Here is a 7,835-nt window from a genome sequence, read left to right as displayed (position 1 = left end):
CTGGGGATGAGCCCGACCGCGCTGAGCACGGAGAACCGGCCCCCAACGTCATTGGGGAATGCGAACATGTGAGACGTCGGCACGCCCAGCGACTGACATAATCGCCACAGATTGCTCCCCTCCTGACTTACCACAAGAATATGCTCTCCGAGGGATAGCCCCTTCTTTTGGCAGTGACCACGGAGGGCCTCCACGAATATCCGAAAAGCGACAGCCGTCTCGATCGTGGACCCGCTCTTGCTGATGACGACGATGCCCCATTTTTCATCCGGGCGATTTTCCAGCAGTTCGATAAGCCCGGCCATCGTGTCGTTATCCAAATTGTTTCCCTCGAAGTACAGTCGAGGATGGCCTCCGCGTCGTTCACGTGGAAGCTCATTGTGGTGGGGATGGCAGCATCCTTCGAACAGGGCCCGCGCACCCATGTAAGAGCCACCGATACCCAGGACCACGACGGAATCATTTTCCTGCCCGAATTTGTGGGCGACCTCCACCATCCGGTCGAGTTCGGAGTGCGATGTCGTCAGAAGCTCCTCTGGAAGGTCGAAAAACCGTGAATCGACAGGCTCCGGGAAAATCGGGGACGGCCGGCCGTTCTTCTTGTTTTCGACATCCGCAAGAACCTGATCGCGGCAGGAGAGCAACCTCGGCCACAACCACGCGATGTCCTCTTGCAAAACACCGGTTTCCCTCTCGATGGCAGTTGCCTGACGCGAGACTTCGACCAGCGACGTGGTGTATTCGATCGGCAATTTCATACGAGGATCCTTTCCATCACTCCCCGGTCATTGGTATGCCGCTATGTTGAAGCGGCTGAGATTCACGTCGAATCAACGCACAGCAGATTGTTCGACAATTGGCGGGCAACACCCCTGCGTCCTGCGCTGACAATCTGCCGATGCGGCACAACCATTGCCTGAAACCACCATTTTCGCTCATTTTTGCGAATAAACGTAGGGGGCGCGGTCGAAGCTCGGCGGGTCGCTGCATTTGTGAGCACTCTGCCCCGTTCTAATGGTGCGGCTTCCCCGACCACTCTACAGGAAAAACACTACCGGGCCGGTATCAGACGCCACTGCGGGATGGACTCGTCCACTTCAATCGCACGGGCACCGGCATACTGGTCGTAGGTCATATTCATTTCCCCGATCGTGTCGAAGTATCCGATGATATAGGCGGCGCTGAAGGTCTGGCCGGCCTTGATCGGATAACCGCCAATCTCTTCAATCATGCACACGTAGCCTCGCTGGTGACACCAGGCGTCGTACACCATAGCGGGATCGAGGGTCATTCCCGCCAACCATGGCCCTTTGGTGCCCGTCTTGGGGTCACACAGACGGTAGGCGCGAATGAACCGATCAGGCAGCGGCTGCTCTCCGCGGACGTATCGGAAACGAGCGTCCGGTGGAAAGTCCTCAAAAAATTCTTTCGCAGGAATAAAACCGAAATAACTCAAATATATGAGGTCGAAAGTGTCTCCTTTTTTGTGTCGGATGTGCCCCGGCATATCTATGCGAAGAAATAACGCAGGACTATCATTGACAATTTCGACACTGTCCATTGTAAAGACGTACCGGGTATCGCTGGGAACGACAATCCACTGCCGCCAGACAGACCCCGCTTTTTTCCCTGGTGCCGCGAGATAATAACGGAATTCCTGCTGGATGGCAACAAAGTCCCTCCCGCGAACGATCCGAGGATGAAGCTCTCTGGCTTTTGTGCAGATCTGTGGACCTTCGATCGATCGTTTGGGAATTTGACCATGATAGAGATTATTAAATTGATAGACCAGATCGGGCGGCAACGTACTCCGGTATGACTCATCCGAACCGGGCTCCATTAGCCAGTCCACGATATCCAGGCCGAACCCGGCGTCCCTGAATCCCGTTTTCCGATCGACAAACGACTGCGCGGCGATACCGCTGACGTATCCTCTCTTTTGGATGGCCAGCTCCAGATGGGGTGTCACCACAGTGATGCGGTCGTCGGTTTCCGTCACGGTGTATCTGGGCTTCTGCTCGCCCAGGGCAAAGCGGGCAACGTTCGCTGACAAAACCATCAAAGCGAGCAAAATAAGTCGTCGCCAGACCCCAACGGACAGAGGTTGGGATTGACAACGGGCTTCTGGAGCGGAACCTGCACAAACAGTAAACAGCAATGCACGGCTGGAAATCGTCTTCTTCGGCATGGCGGTCTTCCTGTACTTAAGTTTTCAGGGAAATTGCTACACTGGTTTCGGGACCTATTATAACAACTCGTCAACCCGGGGAAGTTTCGCGCAATTGCCTCGACGAATCGCCTAAATCGCTGCATCGTATCTTCCCGCCTTTTAGCGGCCGATCGCGACTGGGTTCCGGATCAGGATCACGGATCTGTGCTAATGATCACGGTGCTGAGTATGGTGCTTCAGGAAGATGAGGACAGATTACCGGCGTGGCTGCGGGATTGGAATGTGCGGTCTCCACTGCACACGCCCTATCCCACGGCCGTCACTGACGAATATAGAGATGAACAATTCCTGTGTTTAGATTTCAATCCGGCGGATCGCGGAAACGATGTGGTTTTCTGCATAATGCGGGGATCGGTGTCGCGGGAAAATTAGTCCGTGGGTTTGCCAACCGTTGAGCGTCGCTACGTGTGAATACGACCGGCAGGCTTTCCCAGTGATCGGCTCCCGTGTCATAGAGTTCCCAGGGTTCGCCCGCAGGGCACAAAGACGTTTCGTCCCTAGGTGGTTGGGATTGCATCCTGTGAATGGGAATTCATACAGTGGAAGGGGTGTGGCGAAGATTGCGAAGGAGACTGACAGCTCTTGTTAATAAACGAAGGACTCGAGTATTTGGAATTGGCGCCGCATCTGGAAATGGTAGGATGCGAAATACTGTCGATTGTTGTTAAATTCGGACATCAGTGTGTGAATAAAGATGCCAAATCATATGTGGCTGCGCATTGAGAGTTTTCAAAACCGTCGCGTCAAAGAAGCGATGGCCCTTCGTAAATCGGACGAACGGCGCAAGACGGGACGTATCATCATCGACGGTGTACGGGAAATCGAGCGGGCCTGCGAGGCCGGGGTGGTCGTCGAAGAGGTGTTTTACTGCCCCACAGTTGCTACCGAAAAGGCGAAGCAACTCGTAGAGATGCTTGCTGGCCGGAACGTCACGATCCTTGAGACGCCCAAACGCCTCTTCGAAAAAGTCACATATGGCGAGCGAGAGGAGGGAGTGGTCGCTATCGCTCGGTGTCCGACATTCTCCCTAAAGGACCTCACGCTCAAGGATGGTTCGGAAGCACCCCTTGTCCTCGTTGTGGAAGGGATCGAAAAACCTGGGAACCTTGGGGCGATGATCCGCACGGCTGACGGCGCTGGGGCTGCTGCGGTTGTGGCCGCCGATCTACGGTGTGACGTCTATAATCCCGCTGCCATTCGGGCAAGTTTGGGGACCATCTTTTGCCTGCCCGTTGTGGCGGCCAGCGGTGCTGAAGTTCTGGAGTTTTTGCGCCAGCATGGGCTGAGATGTGTGGCGGCTCGGGTGGATGGGGCCGCTGACTACTTCCAAGAAGACCTGACGGGACCTACGGCCATTATTCTGGGCAGCGAGGCAGAAGGCCTGGGCCCCGTGTGGCGCCAGGATTGGGTGAAATCTGTCCGCATTCCAATGCTGGGACGGGCGGACAGCCTCAATGTCTCCGTAGCGGCAGCTATTCTTCTTTATGAAGCCCGGCGGCAGAGAATGGTTTCGGGGGCATCATCGCAGGTTCAAAGCCACCAATCCGCGTCCGAATAAAAGGGATCGGCGACGGGCGGTGTGACGGAGTCCTGCTGGGAGGGTGTTGGGCGTTTCTACTCCGCCGGGATTTCAAGTGATGTTTCCTGGCGGCCAGAGGGATTCATTCTTCATCTCGCGGAAAGGAAAAGAGGACGCGGAATCCGCGGCGGATGGCGCGTCCCCAGTCGGTGACCTGCTTCACAATGTCGTCGGACTGGGCGACCGGAAAAGCCCCTGCCTGCCAGGCTGGCCTTGCCCATTCCCACGGCCGTTCGAGCACTTCCAGATCGATTTCCGCCCGGTCGATGGCCTGTTCCAGGTCTTCCATCCAGTCCGGTCGTCGGTAACCGAATGGAATATGGAACGACCCCAATTTTTCCGCACGCTGCGCGAATTGTTCAAAGTGACGGCCAGGCTGGCCGGTGGAAAGCTCCCGCATAGCAGGACGGACGAGCGCTGCGACATGGGCCTCTTGAAGCGGTCGCAGGCATCCGCCTTTCAAGAGTTCGTACAAGCCGGCCAGATGAATCCCATGCATCTTCCGCAGCCGTTCGTATTTTTTGAGGAAGACCTCATCCCAGCCGCGGAACTGCGTAGCCAGTTCGTTTTCCCAGGCTTCGGCCAGCTCCCATTGGTCATGAAGGAGAAGGACGCGGTGGGCGACGATAAAGGGTTTGAGCATCCACTGGCGGCGGAGAAATTCTGCCTTGACTTTAAGGAATTCCAGAAGGATGTAAAGATTCTGTCCATAATCGGACTGGACAGTCATGCTGTTATAGTCGAGATAGTCTTCATAGTTTTCCAAAATGCTCTCGATAATGAAACGGAGGTATTCGCCCGCCTTGGACAGGGCGAGTTCCCCTGATCGCACGTCGTCGCCCAGCTTGTGAAACCGGGGTTCATCGGATTCAATGGCCGCTTCCAGCCATCGCAGTGTCCCGGTGGTCAATACACCGCGCAAATTCGCCTGGGCCATAAATGTGGGAGTAAAAATGGCCTGGCCGTAATCCATGATAAACTTGCGGAGATCGCGCCATTGTTTTTGAAATGGCGTCGTTTCCAGGGTGGAAAGATAAATTTCCTGGGACAGGGCCATCCAGAAATCAGCAAGCACCTGTCCGACGGTGATCAGGTTTTCGAGAATGCGATGCCGGTGTTCTTCGGCGGAGATCTTGGGATTTTGAGGTGCCGAAACAAGTGCCGCCATGATGCCCTCGGCAAGGGCCTCAAACAGCCGTTCGATCTCCGAGACCTTTCCGCCACTTTCCACCTGGGATTGCTCGGCGCTCTTGACGAAGCTGACGACACTGAGCGCCGGCAGAACCCAACCTGCCCGAGATGCCAGGTAAACCAACAGGCCGAGAGAACGATGGAGTACCCGAGCTTCGAAGTAAGTTTTGGGTGAACCGCCGCGGGTAATGGGCTGGTAAAGGACCGGTCTTTCGCTGACGAGGGCGGGGATTTTTTCCAGAGTTTCCTCGAAGACTTCAGATTGTGAGAAAAGAACAGACCGCAGCAGACCAGAATAAACGTCTTCCCATTCGTCGCGGGCGCTCAGTTCAGATGGGAAGCGCTCTCCCATGGCGGCCCTGATCAAAAATCTCAGGTTTGCGATGTCCAGTGCCGCATGGAGAGCCCGCTCCAAAAGTGTTTCGCGGATGTTTCTCCGGCGCTCAAATTCGATCATGCTGTCCAGCGAGTTGCCCGGAGGTGGTACGGGAAAACGTCGCAAATCCTCAGCCAGTTGAAGGAGATCCTGCTGGACGCGATGGCTGTGGCGATACCAGTTGATCAGTGTTTCCCTGGTGAATTCGTCCTCGGGGAGTTGATAGAGGGTTCCGAGGAGTGAATCAAAACGGATCAGCATTATGGCGCTGAGAAAATTGCAGCGATCAAAAATTTCGTTGTGGACGGCAGCCAGGCCGAAGTCGGTGGGAATGTCATCGTCCACGATCGATCCTTCATAACCGTCATCGGCGCTGTCACGGAATACGACACCCTCGTAAGCCGCCTCGAAGAGATCTTCCGTTCCGCTGTCGGGCTCTTCTTCTCCGCTGAAAGGAGCGGCCTGGCGTTCGGTCCGTCCGAGCAGTTCGGAGAGTTTCGGAACGCGAAAAAAGTCTTCCGCATTTGCTTCGAGAAAGTCCAAAAATTTGCGGGTTTGATCCCATCGATGGTGCGCGTTCTTCTCCTGTTTCCAAAAGGCCTGGAACCATCGCAGTACGATGACCTGGAACGAGATCTCGCCGCTACCCAGTCCGACTTCGTGTGCCCGGGAAGCCCAATGCACCAAAAGGGCCATCGCAGCGCGCAGGTCGCCGTGCTGGACGAGGGTATCGACGAGGAGTCCGTAGCTGATCGCCGATCGGAGCGATTCGGCATGTTCGCGCCAGAATGCGAGATTGTGAGCTTCGCTGGGTTGCTGTCGCCAGTCGTGGAGAACGCCCGCCACCTGCTCAGAGGCCTCACATTCCTCCCGTGCTATAAAACTGTTGATATCCGAGATGGCCGTAGTTCCGAACTGGTCCCACCATTCCGCCAGCGTTGCGGCCTGTTGGGCGATCTGGGCATCCAGGTCGAGATCGCCGGAAGCGGCCGCCTCCCGCCGCAGCGCCGCGAACTGCTGGAACAGTTCCCTCATCAGGCCGACCAACTGATCGACACGGTGGTCGTAAATCGAATCCCGGGTGTGTTCGAAAATGGGAAACAGGCCACCAAATCCCAGAATGCACCAGGGGTCGATAACTGCCCCACAGGCGATCGCGCGGTGAAGCAGATCGACAGCCTCAGTCAGCCGGGCGGCCGATTCCTTGATCCTCCCACGGCGCAGAAGCCATTCGCATTCGCTGAGCTGACATCGAATCTCACAGCGGATGCGGGCGGCGCCTGAGTGGATGCGGTGCATCCAGCGGCGGGCTTCCTGGATCGCCCCCATTCGCGCAAAGCAGTATGCCCACGCAGCGGCACATAATTCCTGGGATCGATACGCTGACAATCGTTGGTTGAGGGCCTGCCGGGTTCCGCCGAAGGGCTGTCGGAGCTGCCGTGCTTCTTCCTCCAATCGGGTCCGCCTTGGGCCACTGCAGCGGTTCAACAAATCCGTGTAAAACTGGTCGCGAAGTCTGGCGATGCCGTGGAGCCAGCGGTCGATTGGAATAGTCGAGAGGATGCCGCCCGGCCGATCCCCGCAGATACCGGAGGCCATCAGGGTGGTGCCGGCGAGAACAGCCGCTGCTTCGAACAGGCGTTCCTCACGATCTGCCGGGTCTGCTTCTTCGACACGGGATAAAACGCTCTCGATGTGAGCGTCGTGGAGCACGAACCGACAGTAATATCCCCGCCTGTTGAGCTTGTGAGGATCCCACAGTCCGTAGAGGTAATTCGGCCGCTGTTGGACGGGGTGATCCATATCATATCCGCGAGGATCGAGCACGATTTCCTCGAGTTGTTCGAGATCGAAAAGGGCCGCACGACGCAACTCTTCGGGGGTTTCCCGCAGGATGTTAAGAGCCATTTCGAGAAGCGTCTGATAACGCCCTGCAGCGGCTCCGGCTCCTTTCACCCAGAGAGGGACCGCGCAGACGTACTCATGATCGTACGGTTTGCACCGACGGTCGCCTTCGAGAATAGCGATCGGCCGGTACCCCAGATAGTCGTTGAGTTGCTTGAGGGTGGCTTGGACAAGTGTTTCAGAAACCGCAGGTTCGCCATCCGTGCCGGCGAGGGTTGCCAGAATCCCCTCGCAGAATCGCGCGAGCAAAAAGGGATGGCAGTAGTCATCGGCGCTCCAGTGGCTCAACAGGTCCCGGTGAAACTCACGGTACGCCGGGATGACGGTGTCAAAAAGAAAGTTGAGAACAAATTGAGCTCGGGTCAAGTCGGAAAATGCGGTGTTCTGTTGGGCGAGTTCCTCACCGCTGTGCACAAGGTATTTCCGGAGTTTCTCAAGTCGCGGTGTTTGGGTGTCGGCTTCCCTGTTTGTTGAGTCGGTCAGACCCAGGGAAACAAAAAGCGCATTCCATGCCTGGAAAAACTGGGGATCCCGGACACCATCCGAGAAGTTGA

General features: G+C 56.4%; 4 protein-coding genes and 1 pseudogene. 2 read left to right on the top strand and 3 right to left on the bottom strand.

Annotated elements, in window-relative coordinates; genetic code table 11:
- Together H5U08_RS06130 and H5U08_RS06125 are read right to left on the bottom strand one after the other, a co-directional pair.
- Nucleotides 1-758, bottom strand: a pseudogene (locus tag H5U08_RS06130) (glucose-6-phosphate isomerase); the annotation flags it as partial.
- 293 nt (nt 759-1,051) lie between these two features.
- Nucleotides 1,052-2,188, bottom strand: a complete 1,137-nt coding sequence (locus H5U08_RS06125; RefSeq protein ID WP_297031292.1) for a hypothetical protein — start codon at nt 2,186-2,188, stop codon at nt 1,052-1,054.
- Between the two features lie 192 nt (nt 2,189-2,380).
- Here H5U08_RS06125 and H5U08_RS06120 point away from each other — a divergent pair, with 192 nt between their 5' ends.
- Both H5U08_RS06120 and H5U08_RS06115 read left to right on the top strand, forming a co-directional pair.
- Nucleotides 2,381-2,602: a hypothetical protein gene (locus H5U08_RS06120; RefSeq protein WP_297031290.1), complete on the top strand. Its 222-nt coding sequence runs from the start codon at nt 2,381-2,383 to the stop codon at nt 2,600-2,602.
- Between the two features lie 334 nt (nt 2,603-2,936).
- On the top strand, nt 2,937-3,788 hold the full coding sequence (locus H5U08_RS06115) for an RNA methyltransferase (protein ID WP_297031288.1): 852 nt from the start codon (nt 2,937-2,939) through the stop codon (nt 3,786-3,788).
- Nucleotides 3,789-3,891: 103 nt separating this feature from the next.
- Here H5U08_RS06115 and H5U08_RS06110 read toward each other — a convergent pair.
- The coding region (locus tag H5U08_RS06110; protein ID WP_297031286.1) for a hypothetical protein at nt 3,892-7,835 on the bottom strand (3,944 nt) is incomplete at its 5' end.

This window comes from Thermogutta sp. (genome assembly GCF_014359955.1).
In the GTDB taxonomy this organism is placed as follows: Bacteria; Planctomycetota; Planctomycetia; order Pirellulales; family Thermoguttaceae; genus Thermogutta.
The sequence above is the reverse complement of the archived record's forward strand: the minus strand, read 5'-3'. Positions and strand labels throughout refer to the sequence as shown.

Bases quoted from the DNA above. Each gene is read 5' to 3' on its own strand.
- H5U08_RS06125 (WP_297031292.1), bottom strand. From the start codon at position 2,188: ATGCCGAAGAAGACGATTTCCAGCCGTGCATTGCTGTTTACTGTTTGT.
- H5U08_RS06120 (WP_297031290.1), top strand. From the start codon at position 2,381: ATGATCACGGTGCTGAGTATGGTGCTTCAGGAAGATGAGGACAGATTA.
- H5U08_RS06115 (WP_297031288.1), top strand. From the start codon at position 2,937: ATGTGGCTGCGCATTGAGAGTTTTCAAAACCGTCGCGTCAAAGAAGCG.